17 protein-coding genes and 3 riboswitches are annotated in these 25,748 nt (G+C 47.2%); of the genes, 9 read left to right on the forward strand and 8 right to left on the reverse strand.

The annotated features are described in order from the left end of the window. The first annotated feature begins 43 nt into the window (after positions 1-43). Positions 44-916 (forward strand): EamA family transporter RarD, encoded by an 873-nt coding sequence (gene rarD, locus RGU72_RS01955; protein WP_322118130.1) that lies wholly within the window; start codon positions 44-46, stop codon positions 914-916. Between the two features lie 85 nt (positions 917-1,001). Beyond that, a riboswitch (TPP riboswitch) is annotated at positions 1,002-1,121 on the forward strand. Positions 1,122-1,167: 46 nt separating this feature from the next. Next, positions 1,168-3,366, forward strand: coding sequence for a TonB-dependent siderophore receptor (locus RGU72_RS01960; RefSeq protein WP_322118131.1), 2,199 nt, complete (start codon positions 1,168-1,170; stop codon positions 3,364-3,366). 133 nt (positions 3,367-3,499) lie between these two features. On the opposite strand, the gene RGU72_RS01965 is transcribed toward RGU72_RS01960, so the two are convergent. Both RGU72_RS01965 and pnuC read right to left on the reverse strand, forming a co-directional pair. Continuing rightward, positions 3,500-4,042, reverse strand: a complete 543-nt coding sequence (locus tag RGU72_RS01965) for an ATP-binding protein (RefSeq protein WP_322118132.1) — start codon at positions 4,040-4,042, stop codon at positions 3,500-3,502. Then, positions 4,042-4,632: a nicotinamide riboside transporter PnuC gene (gene pnuC, locus RGU72_RS01970; RefSeq protein WP_322118133.1), complete on the reverse strand. Its 591-nt coding sequence runs from the start codon at positions 4,630-4,632 to the stop codon at positions 4,042-4,044. Before pnuC ends, RGU72_RS01965 begins: the two co-directional genes overlap by 1 nt. A 177-nt stretch (positions 4,633-4,809) precedes the next feature. Between pnuC and RGU72_RS01975 the strand changes: the two genes are divergently transcribed. Beyond that, positions 4,810-5,187, forward strand: a complete 378-nt coding sequence (locus tag RGU72_RS01975) for a nuclear transport factor 2 family protein (protein WP_322118134.1) — start codon at positions 4,810-4,812, stop codon at positions 5,185-5,187. Positions 5,188-5,525: 338 nt separating this feature from the next. Here the strand turns inward: RGU72_RS01975 and RGU72_RS01980 are convergent, their stop codons facing one another. Both RGU72_RS01980 and RGU72_RS01985 read right to left on the reverse strand, forming a co-directional pair. Next, positions 5,526-7,763 carry a TonB-dependent receptor gene (locus RGU72_RS01980; protein WP_322118135.1) on the reverse strand — a complete coding sequence of 746 codons (2,238 nt, stop codon included), beginning with the start codon at positions 7,761-7,763 and terminating at the stop codon, positions 5,526-5,528. A 286-nt stretch (positions 7,764-8,049) separates the two neighbouring features. Beyond that, a complete protein-coding gene (locus RGU72_RS01985) occupies positions 8,050-9,504 on the reverse strand; it encodes a cobyric acid synthase (protein ID WP_322121538.1) in 1,455 nt (484 codons plus the stop codon). Between the two features lie 193 nt (positions 9,505-9,697). Here RGU72_RS01985 and RGU72_RS01990 point away from each other — a divergent pair, with 193 nt between their 5' ends. Continuing rightward, positions 9,698-10,162 (forward strand): GNAT family N-acetyltransferase, encoded by a 465-nt coding sequence (locus tag RGU72_RS01990; protein WP_322118136.1) that lies wholly within the window; start codon positions 9,698-9,700, stop codon positions 10,160-10,162. 77 nt (positions 10,163-10,239) lie between these two features. On the opposite strand, the gene RGU72_RS01995 is transcribed toward RGU72_RS01990, so the two are convergent. Together RGU72_RS01995 and RGU72_RS02000 are read right to left on the reverse strand one after the other, a co-directional pair. Next, positions 10,240-11,043 carry a cobalamin-binding protein gene (locus tag RGU72_RS01995; protein WP_322118137.1) on the reverse strand — a complete coding sequence of 268 codons (804 nt, stop codon included), beginning with the start codon at positions 11,041-11,043 and terminating at the stop codon, positions 10,240-10,242. Continuing rightward, complete coding sequence (locus RGU72_RS02000) at positions 11,040-12,005, reverse strand: cobalamin-binding protein (protein ID WP_322118138.1); 966 nt, start codon at positions 12,003-12,005, stop codon at positions 11,040-11,042. Before RGU72_RS02000 ends, RGU72_RS01995 begins: the two co-directional genes overlap by 4 nt. Positions 12,006-12,302: 297 nt before the next feature. On the opposite strand from RGU72_RS02000, the gene RGU72_RS02005 reads away from it, so the two are divergent. Then, complete coding sequence (locus RGU72_RS02005; RefSeq protein ID WP_322118139.1) at positions 12,303-13,079, forward strand: glutaminyl-peptide cyclotransferase; 777 nt, start codon at positions 12,303-12,305, stop codon at positions 13,077-13,079. A 160-nt stretch (positions 13,080-13,239) separates the two neighbouring features. On the opposite strand, the gene RGU72_RS02010 is transcribed toward RGU72_RS02005, so the two are convergent. Next, a complete protein-coding gene (locus RGU72_RS02010; RefSeq protein WP_322118140.1) occupies positions 13,240-15,060 on the reverse strand; it encodes a DUF885 domain-containing protein in 1,821 nt (606 codons plus the stop codon). 435 nt (positions 15,061-15,495) lie between these two features. Between RGU72_RS02010 and RGU72_RS02015 the strand changes: the two genes are divergently transcribed. After that, positions 15,496-16,881: a DUF2799 domain-containing protein gene (locus tag RGU72_RS02015; protein WP_322118141.1), complete on the forward strand. Its 1,386-nt coding sequence runs from the start codon at positions 15,496-15,498 to the stop codon at positions 16,879-16,881. A 104-nt stretch (positions 16,882-16,985) separates the two neighbouring features. Here the strand turns inward: RGU72_RS02015 and RGU72_RS02020 are convergent, their stop codons facing one another. Continuing rightward, positions 16,986-20,378 (reverse strand): EAL domain-containing protein, encoded by a 3,393-nt coding sequence (locus tag RGU72_RS02020; RefSeq protein WP_322118142.1) that lies wholly within the window; start codon positions 20,376-20,378, stop codon positions 16,986-16,988. 269 nt (positions 20,379-20,647) lie between these two features. Beyond that, positions 20,648-20,757: riboswitch (glycine riboswitch) on the forward strand. 9 nt (positions 20,758-20,766) lie between these two features. Then, positions 20,767-20,906: riboswitch (glycine riboswitch) on the forward strand. 72 nt (positions 20,907-20,978) lie between these two features. Here RGU72_RS02020 and gcvT point away from each other — a divergent pair. The 3 genes from gcvT to gcvP all read left to right on the forward strand — a co-directional run bounded on the left by gcvT (position 20,979) and on the right by gcvP (position 25,646). Beyond that, positions 20,979-22,109 (forward strand): glycine cleavage system aminomethyltransferase GcvT, encoded by a 1,131-nt coding sequence (gene gcvT, locus RGU72_RS02025; RefSeq protein WP_322121539.1) that lies wholly within the window; start codon positions 20,979-20,981, stop codon positions 22,107-22,109. 148 nt (positions 22,110-22,257) lie between these two features. Then, positions 22,258-22,635, forward strand: a complete 378-nt coding sequence (gene gcvH, locus RGU72_RS02030; protein ID WP_322118143.1) for a glycine cleavage system protein GcvH — start codon at positions 22,258-22,260, stop codon at positions 22,633-22,635. Between the two features lie 131 nt (positions 22,636-22,766). Continuing rightward, positions 22,767-25,646: an aminomethyl-transferring glycine dehydrogenase gene (gene gcvP / locus RGU72_RS02035; RefSeq protein WP_322118144.1), complete on the forward strand. Its 2,880-nt coding sequence runs from the start codon at positions 22,767-22,769 to the stop codon at positions 25,644-25,646. The last annotated feature ends 102 nt before the right edge of the window (positions 25,647-25,748 follow it).

Genomic DNA, 25,748 nt, shown 5'->3' on the forward strand with positions numbered 1-25,748 from the left:
ATAAGGCATCCAATCCCGTATTCTATTTTTTGATTGTCCTCCCATGCGCAAAGGCATACTCTACGCAGCTTCCGCTTATATCGTCTGGGGCTTATTTCCCATTTATTTCAAAGCTCTGCACGGGATACCTGCACTAGAAATTTTGTTACATCGCATGTTATGGTCACTGCTATTTTTGATGGTAGTACTGGCATGGCGTAGTCAATGGTTTTGGGTACGCGATGTGCTGCGTCAGCCAAAACTGATCGCCGGATTTGTCGCCAGCGCGACCCTGTTGTCAGTAAATTGGCTGATCTACATCTGGGCGATCAATAACGATCATATCGTCGATGCCAGTTTGGGATATTTTATGACGCCGCTGGTCAATGTCCTGCTCGGTTACGCTATCTTGCGTGAGCGCTTGCGGTCAGCACAATGGTTTGCCATAGGCTTGGCAGCCTGCGGCGTGATCTGGCTGACCTGGCAAACCGGTCATCCTCCCATCATTGGGTTGTCTCTCGCCATCAGCTTTGGCGTGTATGGTTTATTGCGTAAAACAGCCGCACTTGGTGCGCTGGAAGGCTTGTCACTGGAGACCTTTTTGCTGTTCCCGTTTGCTTTTGCTTATCTGACTTACTTAACGGTACAAGGTCATAATGCCTTCATCAGTGGATCTGGCACAACTCAATTATTACTGCTGGCAGCTGGTCCCATCACTGCAATTCCATTACTGATGTTTGCTGCCGGTGCTCGCCTGATCCCTATGGCGACGCTGGGATTGCTGCAATATATTGCGCCATCAATCCAACTGATATTGGGCGTCATTTTGTATCATGAGCCATTTAGCGGCGAAAGACTGATCGGATTTATGGCGATCTGGGCTGCGCTGGCGGTGTATTCTGCAGAGGGAATACGTCACTCCTTCAGACGCCAATAATCCAGGTTTTAATTACCAATAGAGTTGCTAAAGAAGGCTAAAGGAGCCCAAAGAAATAGGCCAATCGCAGTTTATGGTAAAGTATGCGCTTCGCTAGGGGTCCTGCGTCAAAGATAAAGTTTGTTTTTATTTTTGTCTGCAGGTGAGAAATACCCTTGAACCTGATCTGGATAATGCCAGCGTAGGGAAGCGCAAAGTCTCTATCAGTCTCTTTGTTTGCTCCCGCGCTTGCGATAAAAAATGAGCAAACTATGACAATCGCACCACCCATCCGCGTTACACAACTTCTTTCACAAGCGACTTCACGTAAGTCATCAGCTCATTCGCTATCAGGTGTTCAAAGCCGCTTGATTCCGCTGACGATGGTCTTGGCAATTTCTCAGGCTTTTACTATCTCTGCTGCCTATGCGCAGAGCGCAGATAAAGCGCTGCCAGAAGTCGTCATTCGCGCTAATAAAACGGATAGCAATAAAAATGATGTAGCAAAAATCGGCGGCTTTGCCGATGCAAAATTATCAGATACGCCAGCATCGATTACCGTCTTTACTCAACAACAATTACAAGATTTAAGCATCCGCACTAGCAGCGATGCGATGAAATTTGATGCCAGTGTCAACGACGCTTACAACGCGGTTGGCTACTCTGAACAATTTTCTATCCGTGGTTTTGCGCTGGATAACACCAGCAGTTACCGCAAAGATGGGCTAGCCATTCCAGGCGATGCATCTATCCCTTTGGAAAATAAAGAGCGCATAGAAATACTCAAAGGATTAGCCGGATTTCAGGCAGGCTTTGCCACCCCCGGCGGCATTGTGAACTACGTGACTAAGCGCCCAACCACTACGCCATTACGTTCAGTAACGGTCGCCGCCAGTGAGCGCGGCACGCTATACGGTTCGCTAGATTTAGGCGGTCAATCCGATGATCAGCAATTTGGTTATCGTATTAATGCTGCGACAGAAAAATTACGCTCCTATGTAAAAGGTGCAGACGGAGACCGACAATTTATCTCTGGTGCTTTTGACTGGCATATCACGCCAAAAGCACTATTGCAGCTAGATATGGATTATCAGAAAAAATCCCAGTTAACTGTCCCTGGATTTCAACTATTTAATGGAATAGATCTGCCTCGCAATGTCAGCGCAGACACAATGCTGAACAATCAACCTTGGGCGAAGCCTGTCAGCACCCGCGACAGCAATATCGGCTTACGTTTCGAATATCAATTCAATGACGACTGGCGCGCCTCGTTCTCAGCCAACCGTCATGAATTCAAACGCGATGATTACACCGCCTTCCCTTACGGCTGTTCGTCCGCAAACTTATTCCCAGGTTATTGCGCGAATGGTGACTACGATGTCTATGACTATCAAAGCGTAGGAGAATCAAAATCGCCAGTGGCAACGCAGGGAATTTTAAATGGCAAATTCCGGTTAGGCGGTTTGCAAAACACAGTCGCAGTGGGATTCTCGACCTTCCAGCGCCGTGATCGCTTTGGTGACTATGTCTACGATTTAGTGGGCACTAGCAATGTATTTCAACCTGTCGTCGTACCGCAATCGACCAACACAACCGGCCCGGTTCTGTTGCGCAGAACGGATAAAGAATGGTCCCTGTTTGCGCAGGATATTATTGATCTGACCGATACTGTCAAACTGGATATCGGTATACGTCACGTTGCGATCAAGCGTCAGCAAATCGATGCGCCGGGTTACGATCGTAACTACGAATTGCCAAGCGTTGCGCTACTTTTTAAACCACAAAAATCCTGGACGCTGTACGGATCGTACACAGAAGGTTTAGAGCATGGCGGCATCGCCCCGTTCGGTACCAACAACGTCAACCAGATGCTTAATCCGAGTAAATCCAAGCAAGTTGAATTTGGTCTTAAAGCAGATGTGGCACAAGATATTAGTATCACTGCCGCCGTCTTCCACATCACTAAATCGCTGGAATATACCAACTCGGATAATGTCTACGTCAGCAACGGCTACGCAATCCATAATGGACTGGAAGTATCCGCCCAAGGTCGTATCACTCCAGCCTTGACGTTAGGTGCCAGCGTCACTGCATTGGCGGCGCACCAATACGATACCGGCATTGCAGGATTAGATGATAAGCGTGTCACCAATGTACCAGAGTTAAAATCTGTGGTGTATGCAGACTATGCTATTGCCAGCATATCTGGACTCAACATCAACGGCAGTTGGAATTATTCTGGTAACAAGGCGTTTCAACCGGATAACAGCGTCATCGTTCCAGGCTATCAAGTGTTCAACCTGGGTGCGCGTTATGTCACCAAAGTGGCTACTGTCGTGACGACTTTACGGTTCAATGTCGACAACGTCGCCGATAAATTTTACTGGCGCGACGTGACGCAATCCTTAGGTGGCTACTTACTGCCAGGCGCACCAAGAACGTATAAAGTATCTGCACAATTTGATTTTTAAAATTTGATTTTAAATACAGCATACAAGCTGTTTAAAATAAAAAAGAGCGGCTCATTTTTAAATGAGTCGCTCTTTTTTTCAACCGATATTTTCCATTTAGATTTGAATTGATGACGGATACACTTTTCAACTATCAACTCATCAGGAATGACAACGCGAAACTGACTTGTTCTACCCGTTCTTTCAAACTCCCGCCTACCAGCAAGAACGGCATTTCCCGCTCATCCAATAAGTCCAGCAATTCTTCATGCACTCGCTGCCTTACTACCGCTGATTCGCGCTGCAAGCCATCGGCAGTCCACGGAAAATCCGGTGCAGTCACTATCGTAAAATCATATTGATGCTGCGCTTCTAAAGTGGCCAGATCAGCGTCAGCTTCACCAAAATAATGGCGACTATATAAGGCGGTCATCAGCGGCGAGGTATCGCAAAATAACCACTGATGGGCTTGTTGAGCGAGTTTATTCTCGCGCTCGACCTGAGTACGAGCGATCAGAATTTGTTCTGCTTCTTTCGGCACGCGTTGCTGCGTCTCGACAAACTCGCGTAAATATTCTGGAACCCATACCGTTTTGTAATGCGCCGCCAATGCCTCAGCAAGCGCTGATTTACCCGAAGACTCGGCGCCTAATATCGCAACTCGATTGATTGAATTTTTGTCCGTCTGACTCGTCATTATTTTTTACTCCAAGCGCGTAAGCCAGCGACCGCCATCACTACAAAAATAGAATACAAAATCGCAGTCAACATCAACCCCTTATGCACGTAAAGGCCGACATACAAAATATCGACGATGATCCAGACGTGCCAATTCTCTCTCTTTTTACGTGACAACAGCAGCTGCCCTAATAGACTACCCGCCGTCAAAAAGCCATCGGCATACGGCACATCGGTATCAGTAAATGATTTTAAAAACCACGCTAATACAACGAAGCCGATCAGCCACGCCAAGATCGACCACATACGCTGCATTGACGATAGCCCAGATACGACCAAAGTCGTCGACGTATCGCCTGCCGAACTACCGCGTAACCATAGCCACCACCCCCACAAAGACACAAGAATAAATACCAGCTGCAAACCCATATCGCCATACAATTTAGCGTCAAAAAAGACCAGGCCATATAATCCAGAAGCCAGAACAGAAAACAACCATGCCCAATGAATTTGCTTGATATTCAATGCAACAGTCAGCACCGACAACACAAAGGAAATCAACTCCAATGCGGTGGTACTAAAACCCAATAACGGGATAGGGTCGTTCATGTTCATAGGTACATTTCTCAAAAGGCGAATTGCGTCATTGCATTATCTATGATCGTAGTGGTGACATAAAGCACTAATCCAGATAGCCTGGAAATTGACGGAACAAATCAAATTTATTCGACAAGCCAGGTATTTTCGCAACAAGCTAATGCAGCAAAAAACCGATAAGGAAAAGTAATGACAAATACCCCATCACCCGAAGCCGTAGTACAGCAACAATTAGATGCCTATAACGCCCGCGACCTGGATGCCTGGGTAGCAACCTATGCAGATGACGGCAAACAATTTGAACATCCTGCGACCTTGGTCGCCAGTGACAAAGCAGAAATCAAAGCGCGCGCCACCATCCGATTTCAAGAACCCAATTTGCACGCCAAACTGCTAAACCGCACGGTGATGGAAAATATAGTGATCGATCATGAAGAAGTGACACGTACTTTTCCAGAGGGCACAGGCACGATCAGGCTGGTCGCTATTTATGAAGTAAAGAACGGGAAAATCCAATCTGGCTCGTTTGTGTTTGGCGAGAAACGACTGGATGTAACTGGGTCTTAAATAGACTTAGCGGACTGGGGTCAGCAAAATAAATGTGCGAAAAAGGCAGTATGATTTTCGCATTTTCAATACATGCAGGGTACGTTTAACGCACCGCAACAGCGACAAAACCCAAGTATGCTCACCTCAGAATACTTGCACTTATGCATATACTCCCCATATTAATTATTGAAATTTCGCTCTGAATCAAGTAATACAAGGACATCTAATATATACCCATTAGGAGTATTTTTTCAATGTGGTGCGTGGAATGCACCCTACGCTGACTAAATGACAAGACATCCTATCGAAATATCTTGCCAGCGCTAAGTTATTAAAATGTGTAGCCCATATCTATTTCACATCTTCATTTCCAACAAAGCACGCACTGCTACCGTTGTCGGTGTCGTCGTAGTTTGTGTCAAAGAACCAAAGGTGTCTGCGTAACTTGAAGCATTAATATTGTCTTGATGTAGCGCATTTGCCAGTGAGACGCGCAGGTTGGTTTTTGGATTAAATTTCCATAATCCGTATAAATCTAAACCGCGCTTTGGTACTGAGTAGCTGGTTTTATTGGCAGACAAACGTACTGGACCGCCGTCTTGAAAACTCAGATTGCCGCCGATGGTCAGCGGTATTTTATCCAGCTTGTAATCTAAGCCGACGTTGGCGCTGATCGGTGTTTGCGAATCGAGACGATTATTTGGACCAGGTACTGTTTCAAGATTGGACCAGTTAAACGATAGGTTGGAACGGAAGTCGATTGCAGGCGCGTCCTTCATCACTGAACGCAATGGGAACTTGGCTTCCATCTCAATGCCACGGGTAGTAGCTTGCCCATCATTGATAGGCATATTGGTCCAGATACCGTTGACGTTAGATAATTGGGTGCGGGTGATGTCGTCAATTCTGCGCATAAACACACTCACACTCATCAAGCCACCCTCGGGCAGATAATGTTCAAATGCTGCATCCAGTCCCCATGCCAATTCTGGTTTTAGATTGGGGTTGCCGATGCTATCAGGACTGGTTGGACTATTGTTTTCTGAAATATAACGGCGCGGAATCAGACTGCTGGTATCCGGCGCTTTATAAGTGCGTGTCAGACCAAGGCGTACCTGGTCATTTTTGCTGTCAGGCAGTTTCCATAATGTTTGCAGAATCGGGCTAAAAACGCTGGAACGGTTATTGACTTCGGCATAGGAATTGCCCGTGCTCTTGGTATCGATCCCTTCCCAGCGCAGACCGGCATAGACTGACCAGCGTTTGGTGACATTCCACTCATCTTGCGCAAATACGGCGATGCGGTTAACGCTGGCATCAAATACTTCATTCAAGTTAAGTGGCGTCACTCCATTGGTAGTGATGTCATGTATCGTCCGAGCTTCGTTGCGTTTGCTATAGGCACCATCCCAGCCAATAGCTAAGGCATGATCAGTCATAAAAGGCGCCGTATATTTACCGCCCCAAGTCAAACCTTTGTCGCTTGCGCTGGTTTGATTTTTTCTATCTAGTATTTCTGACTGATTGATGTCATAGCCTTGCGTGTTCACATCCGAACTACGCTTGTTATAGTTAAAGCCAAGCTTAAAATCCAGCTTGGCACTATCCGCCATTTTGTGTATCCAGTTCAGATTGGTTCTAAGCATCGCGAACTCAGATTGGATCTGAGTTCGATCACTGACGTAATTCGGCAATGCGCCTAAACTCGTCACCGAGCTATCGGTACTATTGCCGGAAAAACGGTTCGCGTTGACAAAGCTCTGAGTCGTTACGGTATCGCCATTGTCTAAATTAAAATTAACCCTTGGCGACAAGCCGATGCCGCTGAAAGTGCCCCAGTTGTCGATGGAAGTACTGCGCCGTAAATTTACATTACCATTCGCATCGGTACCAACTTCATCCATACGTGACGGACGCTCGTATTGACCATGATTCAGCGAACCTGAAATCGAGTAGGACATTTTTCCAGCTTTATCTGACACTTGCCAGTTGGCGTTGACACCGTACTTGCCCCCATCCTCTTGCCCGCCAATTTTGAGTTCACTCTGTGACGTTTGTACAGTGCGCTTTAATACGATATTGATCGCACCTGCAATGGCTTGTGTGCTGTACTCGGCAGTGGCGGCACGGATAATTTCTATCCGCTCGATCAGGTCGGGTGAGAGTGAATCTAAAGAAAATCCCGGGGGGCTAGGCTCGCCATTGAGCAAAATTTGGGTATAACCGGAACCCAGACCACGCATGCGGATATCTCCACCACGTCCTTGCACTCCACCGATCGTAATACCGGGAAGACGCTTCAACACATCAGCTATTGTTGAATCGCCGTAGCGAATAATGTCCTCCTGTGTCACCACGATTTTGGTTGCGGTATCCTGGCGACGCTCGTCGTAACCTTTGGCGCCGCTGACTTCGACCTTTTGGATTTGTTCTTTATTTGCAGGCGCAGTGTTTGGTGCTGGCGCTGGAGTTTGTGTTTTTTGCGGGTCGGCCTGCACCGGAGTTGATTGCTGCGCTTGAGCTACCGGATTAAACGCGATGAAAATTGCTAATGGCAATAAGGCAAGGCGGAATGGAAGGAGGTTAAATGACATGATGATCGCTAGTGAGTTAAACCGAGATTTCCATTGCCTAATGAAAAATCCCGGTTGAATAATTATCTTATTTGGTGGTGCGCAAATCTAATGGTCTTGCCATCGCTTCAGGCTTTAGAACAGCGTCTGAGTGCTGGATTATCGCAATGTATTGCAATGACAAAATTTCATCTTAAAACATGTAAGCAAATATGACAATGCAGCAGATAAAAAGTTCCATCTGCTACAAGACGGAGACGGAAGTTGAATTTAGTGTTAAGCGGAGGGCGATAAAATTGACTTCGTTTTAAAGTTCCTGCAAGGCTGCTAACAACGGCATGCAGGCATCCGCTACGCGGTCAATGCTTTGCTCCCGCAATGCCGCCAGATCGACTGTGACTTCGGTCTTTAATCCTGCCCACGCAAGTAATGCAGCGCAAGCTTCTGGGTGATCGAATAAGCCGTGCAGATAAGAACCCAGAATCTGATCATCTGGTGAGCGGCTGCCCTCTAATTCTGCGCTGTCGTTATCTAATACGAACACCGGCTGGGTATCATTGCTGGCGTAGGTGATGCCCATATGGATTTCATAACCGCTGACTTTGGCTGCCTGGTTTTCAATCGAATTTCCATTCTGGTTACCAAACAAGCAGCGACCGGTAACTTGTTGCAGACGTTTGTCTTTGGTCAGTTCGGTGCTGATATCGAGCAGGCCTAAACCGTCAGAATCCCCAGAGATGCCTTCTACCCCATGCGGATCGCTGACGACATGACCTAACATTTGATAACCGCCGCAAATGCCGATAATTTTGCCTCCATAGCGCAAGTGTTTTTCCAACACAGGCTGCCAGCCTTGCTCTAGCAAAAAAGCCAGATCAGCGCGGGTATTTTTACTGCCTGGCAGAATAATCAGATCGGCAGGCGGGATCGCCATGCCGGGGCCGATAAATTGCAAATCAACCTCGGGATGCGCGCGCAGTGCATCAAAATCGGTATGGTTAGAAATACGCGGTATCGCCGGTACGATAATGCGTAATTTGCCTGCACCTTGCTGGCTAGACTGGATCGCATCTTCCGCATCCAGCATTAGTCCGTGCAAATACGGCAGCACTGCCAGCACCGGCTTGCCGGTTTTTTCTTCCAGCCATGTCAAGCCCGGTTCCAACAGACTGATATCGCCGCGAAAACGATTAATCACAAAGCCAACGATACGGTTTTGCTCTGACTCTGACAAACAGGCCAGCGTGCCGAGGAAGTGGGCGAACACGCCGCCACGATCAATATCCGCCACCAGAATCACAGGACAATCAACTGCCTCAGCAAACCCCATATTGGCGATATCACGCGCGCGTAAATTGATTTCCGCCGGACTGCCTGCGCCTTCCACAATGATGCTGTCGTATTGTTGTTGCAGCCGGCCATAGGATTCCAGCACGGCTTGCATGGCGACGGTTTTATACTGATCGTAATCACGCGCATTCATGTCGGTGCGTACTTTGCCGTGGATGATAATTTGTGCTCCGGTGTCGGAAGAGGGCTTGAGCAAGACAGGGTTCATGTCCGTATGTGCGGGCAAGCCAGCGGCGATCGCTTGCAATGCCTGCGCCCGGCCGATCTCGCCACCGTCGATTGTCACGGCACTATTCAATGCCATGTTCTGCGGCTTCAACGGCACGACCGACACACCTTGTCGTTTGAGCAGACGACATAAGGCGGCGACTACGGTGCTTTTACCCGCGTCTGAGGTGGTGCCTTGCACCATTAAAGTGGTGATTTTCATAGGATGTCTTATGAGAGATAATAATATACTGGGCTTAGTATATATTAGACGTCCAATCATTCACTGGTCAATGAGCGTAAAACTTAAAATATATCGGGGAGTATATTGATTTTTATATGCTTCAGGCTTGTCTGTATAGTTTAATGCCCTTCATTTTGAGAGAGTATTTAACGCCATGAACAAAACAAATCAGCTTGATCAGCACGCAAGCGCGTATTCGATCAGTAATCTGATCCCTTCGATTGAGGTCTATCAAGCTTTGCGATCAGGTGCAGGCTTAAGCGGAAAAACGACCGAGGCCGCCAGCAGAGGTTTGCCGAATAGCTTGTTTGCGATCCAAATTATGCTCAACGATCAGGCCGTTGGTATGGGGCGTGTCATTGGCGATGGAGGTTGTTTTTATCAGGTGGTTGATATCGCCGTACTTCCCTTGCATCAAGGCAAAGGTTTAGGTAAGCGCATCATGCAGGGGATTGTCGCCTATCTAGAAATAAATGCGCCTGACAGTGCTTACATCAGCTTAATTGCTGACGGCAAAGCACAAGAGTTGTATGCGCAATTTGGTTTTGTGCAGACAGCACCGCGTTCTGTGGGCATGGCGTTGAAGCGAAATAAAAACGAAGTTAAGGTGGATTGTTGAAAATGTAAGGACATAGACATTTGCTCAAGCAAATCCCAAGCGGGATTTTGCTTATTATTGACTGACGATGCAGTGAGTCAAATGTCTTGCCAGCGAGAAATTAAAGCATGCAACTGCGGTAAACCATACAAAATCGCTGACGGTCCTGGCGACAATATATCGGCCGATTTTATCTCTACTACTAAGCCATTTTGTACCGCCGGAATCTGCTGCCAACCGTCGCGTTCTGTCACGGTTTCTGGTCTGAATTTTTTACCGCACCACGATCCCATGATGATATCTGGCACGCGTCGCACTACCTCGCCGGGGTCAGTAATGATGCGTTGTTTGGCGCTGTGATGTTGCGCTAACTCAGCAAAGATATCGTCACCACCAGCGATCTGGATCAGTTCTGAAACCCAGCCTATACCGGACATCAAAGGCTCATTCCATTCTTCAAAATAGACCTTGGGTCTGCGCGTCCATTGCGCGGCTTGCTGTTGAATATGTTCTGTCTTTGTTTGCAAATAAGCGATCAATTCTGCACCTTGCTGTTGCTTATCAACCAGACTGGCGAGCGCCGTTATCATGCGTAAAATCCCCGCAACCGTATGTTGATTAAAGACGTGCACCTCAATCCCCGCGGCAATCAGGTCACGGCAAATATCCGCTTGCATATTGGAATACGCAATCACCAGATCTGGCTGCACCGCCAGAATGCGATCTATTTTGGCAGAAGAGAATCCGCTAATTTTTGGCTTCTCTTGTCTGGCTCTGGCAGGACGGGTGGTATAGCCAGAAATCCCGACGATCAACTCTTCTGCGCCAAGCGCGTATAAGGTTTCTACTGCCTCGGTGGATAAACAGGCTATACGCTGGTAGGGAGATTTGCTCATCGTCATGGTGTTACCGATGACTTGATTGGGGCTAACTTCGTATCAGTCTTAGTGTCAAGCTTGCTGTCAATCTTAGTGTCACGTCGGCTGCGTGCCTGATCTAATGCTTCACATACCGCTTTGGCACCTTCAATAATTCTTGGTCCGGCACGGTTTAATAAATCGCCATCGACCACAATCAGATTATTGTTTTTGACTGCTAATAAGTTTTTAATATCTTTCCATTGCTCTAGTCCGCTGGTAGCTTGCAGTTTGCTGTCACCTGTCAAAATCACCTCGGGGTTTTCTTGTATCACTGACTCCAGTCCCACTACTGGCGCAGCAGCAGACAAGTGTCCGAAAATATTCTCGCCACCACAAATCCTGATCGCATCACTGACGATATTCTTGTCATTGAGTGTGTAGATAGGTTTACTCCAGACCTGATAAAACGTTCTGACCTTTGGTTTGCTCTGATAGCGTGCGACAAGCTGGTTGAGCTGCTGGCTAAAGTCCGCTGCCGCTATCTGAGCCTGCTTTTCAGTCCCAAATAACGTACCCAACTTGAGCAAGGTGGCGGGAACATCTTCCAGCTTATGCGGATCACTAAAATAATATGGTATGCCTGATTTGCGCAGCGGTTCTAACTGACGCTCAAAAGCGCCATGCATCCACACCACCAGCAAATCGGGCTTCATCGCAATAATGCGCTCGATATCGAGTTGACGATTGTCGCCAACTCGCGGGATGGCTTTTGCCGCTTCAGGGTAGTCGCTGTATTTAACGGTGCCAATCAGATGATCACCTGCACCGGCAGCAAACACTAACTCGGTCACATGAGGCGACAAGCTGATGATTTTTTGCGCCGGACGCGCCAGAGTAATCGTCGTCCCTAGATCGTCCGTCACACTGGTTGCGGAAAATGTAGGTGAGCTTGTGGATGCGAACAACAATGCTGCCGCAGTCAATTGATAAAGATTTTTTTTCACAGAATAGTTGGTAGCTGAATAAAGAAATTACTTGGGATATTAATAGGATCAAGCATGTATTTTAAGGAGTATTCGGGCTTGATGTTAGCGGTATCATATTGCCTTTTTATGAGAATAGTCGTAAAAGCATAGTCGTAAAACCAATTAAAACTGTTGAAGGTGTCTTGCGTTCTGTCGTCGTACGCGTGTATTGTTCTGGTCAACAATCTAGTCGCAGCAAGTTACACCTGTCTTAAAATGTAGTCGATGGCTTTCTCTTCAGTCCTCATGTGCGAAGCCAACCGAGCAAAGGAATCCATGTTTAAAAATTTTCTGAAATGTCTGTTAGCGAGCGCTTTATTAGCAGCGAATATGGCGCATGCTGCCATCCCTGTCTATGGCTACATCGTCAAAAATACTTACCCGCACGATCCATCCGCTTTTACTGAAGGCTTGTTTTATAAAGACGATTTTTTGTATGAAAGTACCGGATTAGCTGGGCACTCATCGCTAAGAAAAGTTGATCTTGTGAGCGGTAAAATCTTACAGCAGAAAGATTTGAGTCCAGAATTTTTTGGCGAAGGATCGACCGAAATCGATGGGAAAATTATTAGTTTGACCTGGAAGTCGCAAGTCGGCTTTATCTTCGACGCTAAAACCTTTAACTTAAAAAAACGCTTTACTTACACGGGCGAAGGATGGGGTCTGACCAGCGATACACGCCATGTATATATGAGCGACGGCACACCTTTTATCCGCATCCTTAATCCAGTCACATTAAAAGAGGAACGCAGGATTTATGTGATGGCCGATGGTATCGCCGTAGATAGACTAAACGAGCTTGAGTGGGTGGAAGGCGAGCTATTCGCCAATATCTGGGGCACCGATGTGATTGCCCGAATTGATCCGGCAACAGGCCATGTCGTCGGCTGGATCAATCTGAAAGGCTTGCTGCCACCTGGCGAACGCGTTAGCAATTCCGCTGATGCGGTACTCAATGGTATTGCTTATGACAGTAAGCGCCATCGCCTGTTTGTCACTGGAAAATTGTGGCCGAAATTATTTGAAATCGATCTGCTGAAAATTCAAAATTAAGCGATGCGACAGACCATTAGCGGCCATCATTTGTATTAATGAATCTGTCATTAACACAATATACTCCCCCAATATTTTTATAAATATACTCTGTTGTCCAATGATTATATGGACAACTTAAATATACATATGGGGAGTAATTTTTCTATCTAGTCCAGACTTAAGCTTTTTGTCGCTTGGCAATCCAATCATCAATCACTCGCTCCAGCACAACCAAAGGCAAAGCGCCGTGGGTCAATACCTCGTTATGGAATTGCTTTAAATCGAATTTATCGCCAAGTGCCAACTTCGCCTTTTCACGCAAGGCGAGGATTTTCAGCATGCCGACTTTGTAGGCTAATGCTTGTCCCGGATCGACCATATAGCGTTCGATCTCGGTGGTGACATCGGTCAAGGCCATGCCAGTATTGTCAGCCATGTAGTCTATGGCTTGTTCGCGTGTCCAGTGTTTGTAGTGGATGCCGCTGTCAACGACCAGACGTACGGCACGCATCATTTCGTCGCGCAGGCGACCCAGGTTATCCATAGGATCTTTTTCAAATCCCATTTCCCAAGCCAGGCGTTCTGAATACAATGCCCAGCCCTCTGCATAGGCGGTAAAGGGTAATACTTGGCGGAAAAACGGCACGTCTTTTAATTCTTGCGCAATCGATATCTGGAAGTGATGGCCAGGTATGCCTTCATGATAGGCGAGGGTGCGCATCGTGAACTTAGGATTTTCTTTGGTATCACGCATATTGGCGTAAAAAATCCCGGGACGAGACCCATCAAAAGCACCTTCGCTGTAATACGCGCCAGGTGCGGTAGCCTCGGCAAATTGCGGTACTGCTTTGACTTCTACCCCTAACTTTGGACGGACATCAAACGCGCTGCCGAGCCCTTTATTCACCTCGTCTAAAATTGCCTGATAGCCTTTGAGCATGGCTTGTTTGCCCTCTGGCGTATTAGGATACAACTGCTCAGGGTCTTGCGATAATTTTAAAACACGGACACCGATGCTACCGTCTGCCAAGCCTTTACTTTTTAAGATGGCGTCCATTTCTTGGGTGATCCGGGCGACTTCTGCCAGACCTAAGTCATGCACCTGTTGCGGCGTCATGTCAGTCGTCGTATGCATGCGCACACACCAGGCGTAGTAGGCATCGCCATCAGGCATATGCCATGCGCCAAAATTGCCTTGTGCTTTTGGTTGCAGCGCGGTGAAATAGCTGATTAATTTTTGATAAGAGGGATATACCTGCTGTGTAATCGACGCATCGACTTGCGCTAGCAAATCACTACGTGAGCTGGCATCGATTTTATCTGCGGGGATTTTATCCAGCTTCTCTTTAAAGTTGGTGTACAACGGATTTTGTTTGGCTGGTTTGGCGATAAAGCCCTGCATTTGTGTCAGTACTTTTTCCACCATAAATTGGGGCGGAATAATATTTTTGCTGTCCCTGAGGCGCAAATCTTCCAGCACCTGATCAAATTTAACGGGGAATTTTTTCAGACGAGCGATATAACTTTTAGCTTCTGCTACTGAGTTAACCTGATGTACTTCGGTCATAAAGTTAGGCAAGCTTGATTGCACGCCAAACATCTGGTTCACGGGGAAACTCAGATCACGATAGCGATCACCCTCATCTTGCATGCGCAAAAAATAGTCCATCGTGTCATAAGACAATTGGCCGTCGCGATCAAATGAGTCGCGCTGATAACGGTGCAAAGTCTCTAGATCGGCTTTCACCATATCGGCCATTTTTTGCTCAGCGGCTGGCGAAGCATCGCTTAACTTGTCGCTATAAAAATCCATCCGGTCCGGCAAAATCCGCATACTCGATAACATCTCCGGCTGCTGCAATGCGAAGCTCGCCATCACGCGCCCATAAAACCAATCGATTTTTAACGGCTTGAAATACCAGACGTGTACAAAGCCAATCACGAGCAGTAATAGCAAGAATAAGACCCCTCGTCCTAACCACTTAAATAAGCGTGCCATATCGTTTTGTCCAGGAAAAATGAAAATGGATTATAGGCAGAATACTTTCTATAAAACAAACTTTTGTTTTGACAGGATGATTTTTACAACAGAGCGCGAAGGGGGTTTTCTGCCTAGGTTTTTCTGCGCAAATATCTCTGACCGGACTTCGCTTGGCTTGCTGATGAGGGAAAGGTGTTTCCAGTAAATTACTGAGCGCTCTAATGTTGGTCACGCCACAAAGATTGATATTGTTAAAATAGATACTGGTGATAAGTATATTTTAGTTATCCTTGTATTATATGGATAATCGGCTGTTTCATTAAAAAATAATGGGGAGTATATTGAATCCGTGTTCATTCGCCCTGTCAGCAGTAGATGATTTTGACAGCACGGTCAACAAAATAGGTGTTACAAGCGTTGAAGTCACATTCTTACAATTAATTACAAATTTCTATGCTCACACTTTGTCGCAAGGCTGTCCTCTCACTCCTCCTGATTTTGCCGCTGGCAGCGTGCCAGACGACGATCAGCCAAATGCATGATTGCAAAACCGGCGATTGGAATTTCATCGGTAACAAAGATGGTGCGCAAGGATTTGATCCGCGCTTTGAAGAGCGCCGCAAATTCTGCTCTGTCGTCGATAGCGACAAAATCAAGGCAGAATCTGCCAGCAATTATCAGCTTGGCTGGGAGCAGGGCAATCAGCATTTTTGGACTGAGTTGGGTAGTAACGATGGTCGCAGCGGGCAGGCGATCAGCTACTTCGATACCCAAGTGGTGTCAGAAAAAATCACGAGTAATAAAACGCCCCTCAACAAAACCGCGTATCAGCAAGGCTGGGTCAAAGGTAACGCCGACTATTGGTATGGCCTGGGTGATCTGGATGGTAAAGCCGGTCGTACCGCTAAAGAAGAGCAAAATCGTGCCGCCAGCGGTCAGCAGATTGGCTTCAATCAAAGCAGCTATCAGCAAGGTTGGGCTAATGGTAATTATGCGTATTGGACGCAGATTGGTTTTCAAGATGCGCATGACGGAGTACCCGATACTGAGTTAAAAAAACGCGCGCAGGCGGCATTAGTAAGCGGATTATTTGTCCGCGAAGACGCTTATAAAGAAGCCTGGAATAAAGAGATTATTGAGTACTGGCGCAGATTAGGCTGGAGCGATGCGACCGAAGGACGTGATGTGCATACGCGTCGTGCTGACGCCAAACCCCGTGGCCTGAAGTTTTCTGAAGCAGAGTATGTGCAGCAGTGGGAGCAAAGACTGATTCAATATTGGCGCGATGCCGGCAACACCGATGGCTTTGGTAAACCCAATCAAATTGAAGAACGTATGAGCAGCGCCAGAGCCAATAATGTCTTTGTGATTGCCCAAACCCGCGATACTTATAATCAGGCATGGACTACCCAAAACGCGAATTACTGCAGCCCTGACAATGCCTTTAACTTTGGCCGTGGCAATAACCGCATGGCATTTGAAGTTTGTCAGGCTAGTATGCAAAATCGAGTACGCCGCGCCTGGACCAGTGGGCAAGATTATGAAGACCTCGCCAGAAAACTTGCCAATGTCGACAATGATTTAGCATCTTTAAACGACCGTAGGGTGGATGCTGCACGCAGACTGGATCGCATCGAACGGGACATCCGCCGCGATCAGGATGACAAAAACCGGGTTGTGAATAATGACACTGCCAACAACGATCGCAAACGCGAGCGTGAGCGACAAGAGTTGCGCGACTTTTTACAAAAAACAGCGTTTAGAATGGATGAGTTACGTAGCTGGAATTTTAGATATACCCAGCAGATGCAACAGATCAAGCGGGATATTTATTTGTAAGACTTGTACTAAACCGTCCAGGTACTTTGCAGCTCCCGCTCGTATTAATTTAGTTTGTAAAATCAAAAAATAGTCTGCAAATTAGCCGGCTATTTTTTTGACTTTTAAATGATATTGATAAATTCCAGTTCATCAATTGGCGCAGGCTTATGAAGTAAAAAGCCTTGTGCAAAATCGATTCCAATTTCGCATAATCGCGCAAGTACATCGGGATGATCAACAAACTCAGCGACGGTTTTGACACCGATCACCTTCGCAACATCGGCAAAACATTTCACCGCTGCTTCGTCCAGAGGATCGGTCACAATATCCATCACAAATTGACCGTCGATTTTTAAATAATCGACAGACATTTTCTTCAGATAGCCAAATGATGAGGCTCCAGCGCCAAAATCATCTAATGCAACCCGTACTCCAATGTCATGAATTTGTTCAATAAATAAAGCGGCATCAGCCAGATTGGTGACTGCTGCGGTCTCTGTAATTTCTAAACATAATCGTGCGCAAATCGCCGACCCGGCATTGGCAAGTACATCAATAGCCCATCGATGAAATGCTCTGTCACCGACTGATTGTCCTGAGAGATTAACGCTGATTTTTGCGATATGGTCGATAGAGTCTAAGCTTCTCATCCAGGTAATGGTTTGTTTAAGAACCCACTTGTCGATACGAGATGCCAGATTGAAACGCTCTGCGGCGGGTAAAAAAGCACCCGGGCCTATCAATGAACCATCAAAATCACGCATTCTCAGTAATACCTCTGCATGCAAACCGGGTGATTGATCGTTCAGTGCAATAATTTTTTGGGCGTAGAGCACAAAACGATCTTCATCAAGCGCTTGTTCAATACGGGTAGTCCATTGCATCTCACCATGACGGGCACGCATTGCAAGATCAGTGTCAAACCAAGCATGCACTCTGTTGCGACCAGCTTCTTTTGCGGCATAACAAGAGGTATCGGCTGCTTGCATAATGGCTTCGGTCAATGACCAGCGATCGTCCACCGGCACCAGTCCGATACTCGCACCGATACGGAAACGTCTACCATCATGCATAAAACGGAAATCATCCATCCGGTCACATATTTGCTGCGCCACTCGTTGTGCCTGATCGGTTGAGCATTGTTCTAGCAGGATCGCAAATTCGTCACCTCCTAGTCTGGCAAGGGTATCCCGCGTGCGCGCTGTTTCTGACAATAATTTAGATACCTGTTGTAGTAATTGATCGCCTACTGCATGGCCGCATGCGTCATTTACCAATTTGAACTGATCAAGGTCAATGTATAGCAAAGCATGCTGGCTATGATCTGCGCGTGCTGAGTCTAATAATTTTTGTAATCTGACCTCAAACTCTATCCGGTTGACCAAGCCTGTAAGCACGTCATGGCTAGCTCTAAAACTCATTTCACCCGATAAGCGGCGTTGCTCTGTCACGTCGTGGAATACCAGCACAACACCGAGAATTTCACCTCGCTCATTACGGATAGGAGCGGCAGAATCTTCAATGCCAAATTCGCTACCATTGCGTGAAATCAGAACCGTCTTGTAGGCTAAACCAACTATTTTTTCTTGCGCTAAACAGGTGGTGATAGGGTTGGCTGCTGGTTTGCGGGTCTCTTCATTGATGATATGAAAAACTTGCGTCAGCGGTCGGTTTTGTGCCTCGCTGGCAAGCCATCCTGTCATACGTTCTGCGGCTGGATTGAGCCAGTTAATATAACCTTTTGCATCGGTAGTAATTACCGCATCACCAATCGATTTTAGGGTGACATGCAGTAATGCATGTTGCTCGGCGAGTTCTATTTCCAGTTTTTTTGGTGCAGATATATCGATCGCCGTGCCGACCATGCGCAAGGCATTACCTTGTGCGTCGTATTTAACCAGCGCGGTACTTTTGATGTAATGCAAACTAGCATCTGGCCAGATTACTCTGTATTCCAGTTGAAATGGTTTTGTGCCGCTAATGGCTAATTGCGTTGCCAGCGTTATTTTTTCTATGTCATCTGGATGAATGTGATTTTTCCAAAAATCAAATGTATTTGTTTTAAATGTGTCAGTTTCAAATGCAGCTGTTTCAAAGCTACCTGCCTGAGTGCGAGGCAGCAGTCCAAATAAACGATACATCCACGCGTCCCATAGCACGGTGCTGTTGATGAGATCATATTCCCAGATACCGATGGCTCCGCTATCGGTCGCAAGTTCTATACGATCGTTCGCAATTTGTAATGCTAAATGTTCTTCTACTCTCTCGGTAATATCTTGGAATGCACCAATTAATCGTATCGGTTTTTTGTCTACGAATTCGACGGTACCCACGGCACGTACCCAGATCGGTCGTTGATCAGCCCGGATGAAGGGCAGTTCAAGATCCCAGCCTTTACCCGTTAAGATTCCACTTTGTACTGCTTCCAAAATAATAGGCTGAGCAGCAGGTGCATAAAAATGAATTGCCTGATCCATTGTCGGTTTGAAACCAACTGGAACCCCATGAATGCGGCAGGTTTCGTCTGACCAGTAGATTTCGTTGGTAATGAGATCGACTTCCCAACCCCCGACGCCTGCTAATTTGCCTGTCCGGTCTAAAAATAGCTGGCTTTTACGAAGGTCTTCCTCTTGATGTTTGCGATCAGTAATGTCGAGTAAAGTACCCAACATCCATTCTGGTTTGCCATCGGAAGTCCAGCTGATAACTTTGCCGCTATCGAGTACCCACCTCCAATTGCCATCTTTATGTTTTAAACGAACTTCAGACTCGTAACGTGGGCTGAGATTTGCTAAATGGATGTCTAATTCTGATTGGCATGCAATCAGGTCGCCCGGATGAATGAGATCAAGCCAGATCTGTGGAGTCAATGGTTCTAGTTCCAGCAATGTTCTGCCAGTAATTTCAGCCCACCGCTCGTTATATCGTACTGCTCCGGTTTGGAAATTTCTTTCCCATGTACCCACGTGGGTACTTTCAATAAGATTAGTGATTCGTTGACTCTTTGCCAGCAAAGCACGTTTGTCACGTTGTCCTTCAAGTATTGCAGCGGCGGCATTGGCCAGACAACGCAGAACCTCATGTTGTTTTTCGTCCAGGCGATTTGGAAGTCGGTCGATGACACATAATGTACCGACACGACTACCATCACTTATCGTAATTGGTGCGCCTGCGTAAAATCGGATATCGGGATGGTCGGTAACAAGAGGATTATTAGCGAAGCGTTCGTCTTGCAGCGCATCATAAATTTCGAAAATATCGTTTTCAAGAATAGCATGCGAGCAAAACGCGATATCTCTTGGGGTTTCAGATACGCCTGGCAATCCTAAGTTCGCTTTGAACCATTGTCTTTCTGTATCGATCAAACTGATCAGAGATATCGGCACGCCGCAAACTAAAGACGCTGCCTTCACCAAGGCATCTAGTTCTGCTTTTGGTTCGGTATCGAGAACGTCGAGAGAACGTAATGATGCTGTGCGTTGAGTTTCGTTGTTTGGAAAAGGCGCCGCGTTCATACTAGTTCTCCCACCGCATCATTGAATTGATCGTTAAGAAATAACGATACTTAATTTCAGTGTAGTCAGATGAATCGTCGCTTGTATGAGTTTTCGCGCGCTTACAGCTTTTTGTGACAATTGTTTTCAATCAATATTCCGCTACCACTTAAAAATGAAACATCAATGATCTCAAAGATTGTAGAAATAGAAATCCTGACACAAAAATACAAGCTCACAAATATTTACCCCTCAACGCTCTCAAGCGCTTTCTAAGCCCTTATAATCGCTGAACTTGATCAGGAGAGCGCGGCCAGCTAGATTGATGTTTATAGTTGCAAGCCGCCGCCGAAGGGGCTAACACCCAAAAACTCTCAGGCAAATGGACTGATCAAGGGGCTGGATTTTCAGCCCAAACTCTGGAGAGCGGTAGCGGCATTACGTAGCATTAAATAGATTTAAGCCGAACTACCCACCGAAGGTGCGCGCGGATTGCTGTTGTTAAAACGCAGTCCGTAATCTCTCAGGTATCAGGACAGAGGGGTCTGCGATGTTGTCGCATGGATGAGCTCGCTCGCCTGTGTGATGGATCGTCCCTTCTATTTTGGTAATGAGGCTCTCATGACGCAAGCAGTGACATCTCTCAAGGCAACTCCTCTCAACGCCGCACATCGTGCTGCTGGCGCAAAAATGGTTGATTTCGGCGGCTGGGATATGCCAGTCAACTACGGCTCACAAATTGAAGAACATCATGCGGTTCGCACTGATTGCGGCATGTTTGATGTGTCGCACATGTGTGTGGTGGATCTCAAAGGTGACAAGGTTCGTTCCTTTTTGCGCAGCCTGGTCGCCAACAATGTCGATAAATTACAAGTCCCTGGCAAAGCGCTGTATTCAGCGATGCTGACGCCACAAGGAACGGTCGTCGATGATCTGATTATCTATTTTTTGAGCGAGAACTGGTTCCGTCTCGTCGTCAATGCGGGTACTGCTGAAAAAGATCTCGCATGGATGTCCGCGCACAATCTTGCTACTGATAGCGGCATTACCATTACCCAGCGCCGCGATGGTGCTAATGCTTTCGCACTCGTTGCGGTACAAGGTCCCAACGCCCGCGCTAAAGCATGGGAAGTTTTGACAGAAGCCAAAGCTGCCAGTGCTGAGATCAAACCGTTTAACGCCGTTATTGTTGCTGACACCGCGTTTGGTGAGGTCATGGTGGCTCGCACGGGTTACACCGGAGAAGACGGATTTGAAATCGCAGTCGCTGCAGATAAAGTCGTCGCATTTTGGGATGCTTTGATCGCCGCAGGTGTTAAGCCGGCTGGCCTGGGAGCGCGTGATACGTTGCGTCTGGAAGCCGGTATGAATTTATACGGCCAAGATATGGACGACACAGTGAATCCCTTAAATGCTGGATTAGCATGGACGATTGATCTGGTGAGCGAGCGCGATTTTGTCGGTAAAAAAGCATTGCAAGAGCAGGGACAAACAGCCCAATTCCTCGGTCTGATTTTGCGTGAAAAAGGCGGTATTTTACGCGCACATCAAAAAGTCATCACTGCTATTGGCGCGGGTGAAATCACCAGCGGTACTTTCAGTCCTTCCATGCAGCAAGCAATTGCCTTGGCACGTCTGCCGATGGATGTGGCGATCGGCGATACGGTACAGGTCGTGATCCGCGATAAGCAATTAGCAGCGACCGTAGTCAAATTGCCGTTTGTTCGCAACGGTAAAATATTGGTCGCATAATCGGTTCCATAATCATTGTGCGTTTGCTGTTGTACTGAATCGTTGTACCTTATTTGTACTGACGTTGTGATCAGGTATAGACCCGGATCATACAAAATCAATTTTAATTTCGACTTTTAAATCAACAATCATTTTTTTGGAGCATGCCATGACAATTCCAGCTAATCTCAAATATACCGCCTCCCACGAATGGGTGCGTGTTGAAGCCGACGGTACGATCGCCGTAGGTATCTCTGATTTTGCACAAGATGCTTTGGGCGATATCGTGTTTGTTGACTTGCCAAAAGTTGGCCAGGCATTGACTGCGGGTAAGGATTGCGCCGTGGTCGAATCCGTCAAAGCGGCAAGCGATATTTATGCGCCGGTGTCAGGCGAAGTAGTTGAAGTAAACCAAGCAGTCGCCGATGCGCCAGAAGCAATCAACACCGATGCATTCGGTTCATGGATGTTCAAAATGAAGCCAAGTAATTCTGCTGATGTCGATGCTTTGATGGATGCTGACGCATACGCAAAAAACATCGGTTAAATTGAATTCTCTCCCTCGGTTTAGTCCTGACGGGAGAGTATTTGCCAGTCATTTGATGCTCTCATCTCTATCGCCTTTCCAGCACATTTGACGGTTTTTATTTCACGTTTTTTGAATCCTAGAATTCTATTATGACCAGAACCAGCTTAACCCAACTTGAAGCGCATGACGCCTTCATCGCCAGACATATTGGTCCCTCTGAGGCAGAACAAGCCGCCATGCTCAAAACTTTGGGTTATGCCACGCGTACTGCCTTGATCGATGCGATCGTGCCTACCAATATCCGTCGCCATGATGTACTGCCACTGGCGCAATTTACCGAAGCCAAGTCCGAGCAAGAAGCGCTTGCGACCTTAAAGTCCTTAGCAAGCAAAAATAAAGTATTGAAATCTCTGATTGGTCAGGGTTATTACAACACACATACACCTGGCGTCATTCTGCGTAATATTTTTGAAAATCCAGCCTGGTACACGGCCTACACGCCATATCAGCCAGAGATTTCTCAGGGACGTTTAGAAGCGATTATCAACTTCCAGCAAGTCATCACAGATATGACAGGCATGGACATCGCCAATGCATCAATGCTGGACGAAGGTACTGCTGCTGCTGAGGCGATGACCCTGATCCAGCGAGTAGGAAAATCAAGTTCCAACGTGTTTTATGTCGCCCATGACGTACTGCCGCAAACCCGCGAGATCATTGAAACCCGTGCTAAACCATTGGGGATAGAAGTTCGTACTTTCACCACCAATGAAGCCCTTGAGAGTGAGTGCTTCGGCGTGCTGTTGCAGTACCCAAGTGTCGATGGCGCTATCCGTGATTACCGCGAGTTTGCTGCTGCGGTACATGCTAAAGGCGCGATGGTGATCGCTGCTGCTGACTTGCTGGCGCTGACCCTGATCACGCCACCGGGTGAGTGGGGCGCAGACGTCGTAGTCGGTAACAGTCAGCGCTTTGGTGTTCCGCTTGGCTTCGGCGGTCCGCATGCAGGTTATATGGGCACACGCGACGCATTCAAACGTAGTATGCCTGGCCGTTTGGTTGGCGTGACGATTGATGCGCAAGGTAACCAGGCATATCGCTTGGCGTTGCAAACACGGGAACAACATATCCGTCGTGAAAAAGCGACCTCGAACATCTGTACTGCCCAAGTATTGTTGGCGGTGATTGCTTCGATGTATGCGGTTTATCATGGCCCGGCCGGACTGCGTCAGATTGCGCAACGGGTACATCGTTTCACGGGCGTACTTGCATCAGGTCTGCAACAAGTGGGTTTGACGATCGCTAATGCGACTTATTTTGATACCTTAACGATCAATGTCAGTGATGCAGATGCCGTCCATCAGGCAGCGCAAGCAGCAGGTTATAACCTGCGCCAAATTAGCACTACTCAAGTTGGTATTTCTTTGGATGAGACAACTACACGGGCTGATATCGATGCGTTGTGGAGTATTTTTGCTCACGGCAAAGTTATTCCTGATTTTGATGCAACCGAAGCAGCGGTGTCGGATGCCTTGCCAGCCGCGCTGGTACGTACCAGCACTTTCCTGACACATCCCACTTTTAATCGCTATCACGCAGAGCATGAAATGCTGCGTTATCTGCGTAGTCTGGCGGACAAAGATCTAGCATTAGATCGCACAATGATACCGCTGGGTTCTTGCACCATGAAGTTGAATGCAACGTCAGAAATGATCCCGGTGACATGGCCAGAATTCTCTAACATTCATCCTTTTGCACCAGATGACCAGACGATTGGCTATCGCGAAATGATTGATCAGTTAGAGGCCATGCTGTGCGCTGCGACTGGCTACGATGCTGTCTCGTTACAGCCAAACGCTGGCTCACAAGGTGAGTACGCAGGTCTGCTGGTAATTCAGGCCTACCACGCCTCACGTGGCGAAGCGCATCGGAATATTTGCCTCATCCCGTCCTCTGCACATGGCACCAATCCGGCATCCGCCAGCATGGTCGGGATGGAAGTGGTTGTCGTCGCCTGCGATGACAACGGTAACGTTGATCTGGTTGATCTTAAAGCCAAGGCAGAAAAACACAGCGCTAATTTGGCTGCGGCAATGGTGACTTATCCATCCACGCATGGTGTGTTTGAAGAAGGCATTCAACAGCTGTGTGACATTGTTCATACCCATGGCGGTCAAGTGTATGTCGATGGTGCGAATATGAATGCGCTGGTTGGTGTTGCTGCACCGGGCAAGTTTGGCGGTGACGTCAGTCATCTCAATTTGCATAAAACCTTCTGTATTCCTCATGGTGGTGGTGGTCCAGGTGTTGGTCCGGTTGCCGTAGGTGCTCATCTGGCGAAGTTTTTGCCGAATCAGAAATCGACTGGCTATGTGCGCGGTGCAGATGGTATTTCCGCTGTCAGTGCAGCACCCTTTGGCTCTGCGAGTATTCTGCCAATCTCATGGATGTATATCGCCATGATGGGATCAGAAGGTCTTAAAGCGGCAACGGAAACCGCAATTCTGGCGGCCAACTATATTGCTAAACGTCTGGCGCCACATTATCCAGTTTTATATTCTGGTCATGACGGCTTGATCGCGCATGAGTGTATTTTGGATTTGCGTCCGTTGACAGATGCAACCGGCATCAGTAATGAAGATGTGGCAAAACGCCTGATCGATTTTGGTTTCCACGCACCGACTATGAGCTTCCCGGTACCCGGTACGCTGATGATTGAACCGACAGAGAGTGAATCTCAAGTGGAACTGGATCGTTTCATCGACGCCATGATCACGATCCGTGAAGAGATCGCCAAAGTTGCGAGCGGCGAATATGATGCTAAAGACAATCCACTCAAAAATGCACCACATACAGCACAAGTATTGGTCGCCAATGATTGGGTGCATGCTTATGGTCGGGAAGTCGCGGCATTCCCAGTTGCATCTTTACGCAAACAAAAATACTGGCCACCGGTAGGGCGTGCAGACAACGTCTACGGCGACCGCAATTTGTTTTGCTCTTGCGTGCCTGTGAGCGATTACGAGTAGTTGTATATGACAGTTGTTGTAGTTAATTAAAAAAAAGCGGATACGATGAAGGTTGTATTCGCTTTTTTTATTTTTTGGCTGTTGTTTTTTATTTGAAAGATA

It is taken from the genome of Undibacterium sp. 5I1 (genome assembly GCF_034314085.1).
Classification (GTDB): Bacteria; Pseudomonadota; Gammaproteobacteria; order Burkholderiales; family Burkholderiaceae_D; genus Undibacterium.